This window comes from Paenarthrobacter sp. TYUT067 (genome assembly GCF_023656375.1).
Classification (GTDB): Bacteria; Actinomycetota; Actinomycetes; order Actinomycetales; family Micrococcaceae; genus Arthrobacter.
In genome coordinates, this window is record NZ_JAMOIT010000042.1 from 1 (window position 1) to 1,781 (window position 1,781).

General features: G+C 60.8%; 2 protein-coding genes. One reads left to right on the forward strand and one right to left on the reverse strand.

What is annotated here, in order from left to right:
* Positions 1-137: 137 nt before the first annotated feature.
* Complete coding sequence (locus tag MOD31_RS21795) at positions 138-515, reverse strand: nuclear transport factor 2 family protein (protein ID WP_166843163.1); 378 nt, start codon at positions 513-515, stop codon at positions 138-140.
* Positions 516-607: 92 nt separating this feature from the next.
* Between MOD31_RS21795 and MOD31_RS21800 the strand changes: the two genes are divergently transcribed.
* A complete protein-coding gene (locus tag MOD31_RS21800) occupies positions 608-1,564 on the forward strand; it encodes an RNA polymerase subunit sigma-70 (RefSeq protein WP_166843164.1) in 957 nt (318 codons plus the stop codon).
* Positions 1,565-1,781: the final 217 nt, after the last annotated feature.

Here is a 1,781-nt window from a genome sequence, read left to right on the forward strand (position 1 = left end):
AAGCTAAGACCCACAGCGCCGATGGTACTGCACCCGGGAGGGTGTGGGAGAGTAGGACACCGCCGGACAACCATTCACGGAGGAGCCCCGACCACACGGTCGGGGCTCCCCGCATTTAACAACCAAACACACAGCCCTCACACCTCAACGACGTCGCCACGCGCCAACGCGAAGGGCAAGCGATCGAAGATGATGCGAATCTCAACAATCTGATCGTTCTGAATGCGGTAGAGCTCTGCGCCAGGAGCGCTCGGTACTGCCCGATTGGCTGTGTTGTACATCAGCAGTGCTTCTTCGTCCGTGCCGAAGGCAGCAAGAAGCGTGGATTGCGTGAGCGAAGCAGCGAAGGGCTCCATAAAGGCCCGGACCGCCGCTTTCCCTTCGATGAAGCCTGAAGGTGCATGGCAAATGACATCGTCGGCCAAGTGGGCGGCTGCCGCGTCCAGTCTGCCGGTAGTCCAGGCCTGGTGGTATTCCACTGCGATCTTTACGGCGGCAGCTTGAGAGTTGGACATGGTGCTGTTCCTTTCGTAGAGGGCTACTTCTGTTGAGACACCGGAAGTAGCCATATCGGAACGACTGTAGGGGTACATGCCAAGATTGAACCGTGACGTCAGCTGAGTTGGACGCAGCCCGATCCGGCGATAAGGAGGCCTTCGCCGCGCTGGTTGCGCCCTTGCGCCGGGAGCTCCATCTGCACTGTTACCGGATCATAGGCAATGTTGATGATGCTGACGATGTACTGCAGGAGGTTCTGCTCGCAGCGTGGCAGGGCTTGTCCGGATTCGCCGGCAGGTCATCGTTGCGGACCTGGCTCTACCGGATTGCGACTACCCGTTCGCTCAATGCACGAAGGGATCGTGCCCGCCGTCCTCGTCCCGCACCTCTGCCGCCGTTCGAACCGCCGGCCCCAAGCGATCGGTTCGACCACGCGCATTTGCAGCCCTACCCCGACTCTTTGGTCAACGAACTTGATCCTGCAGCCCAGGTTGTTGCCCGCGAAAGTATCGAGCTCGCCTTTGTGATTGCCCTTCAGCGAATGCCACCGCGCCAAGCTGCGGTGTTGATGCTCTGCGATGTGCTGGACTTCAGCGTTGGTGAAGCCGCGGAGATGCTCTCGATTGGTCCAACAGCAGCTAAGGGTCTGCTGCAGCGCGCCCGCTCTGCCCGGCCTACTCCATTGCCGCTTGCCAGGCGAGAAGACCATCGCGACCTCGCCCGCAAGTTTGCGGATGCCTTCTCTCGAGATGACGTCGATGCGGTCCTGGAGCTCCTTACCGATCGGTGCTGGCTGGCTATGCCCCCGGCCAGTGAATTCTACGTAGAGCGTGAGGCTGTCGGAGACTTTCTTCGTGCCAGTGCGGCTGGACGGCCAGGCGGTAGTTATGAGCTGGCCGACGTCACCGCAGGCGGGAGGCCGGCTTTCGTCTGTTACCTCGAGGGCCGGGCGCGGGGCCTGCTGGTCGTTGAGCCTTCTCAGGATGGACGCAAGATCGCATCGATCCTCCGATTCCTCGACGATGGTTTGCACCGACACTTTGGGATGCCCGATTCCCTCACGTGATGTGGCGCGACGGCAGGCTTGCTCGTGCGTCAGAGTGCAGGCGTTCGACGGCGGTTTGGTGGGGTTTTGGGGGTGTGTGGGGTTGGGTTGGGGGTGGATTTGCGTTGGGGGTGTGGGGCGTGTATTGTTTTCTGAGTCGCCGGGTGCGAAACGGAAAGCCGGAAGGTGTGTACGGTTCGGTAGGCGGCCAAAAATAACTCTTCTTTTCCAATGGCCC

Excerpts from the sequence above, each read along its gene's own strand:
- MOD31_RS21795 (WP_166843163.1), bottom strand. The coding sequence starts at position 515 with ATGTCCAACTCTCAAGCTGCCGCCGTAAAGATCGCAGTGGAATACCAC.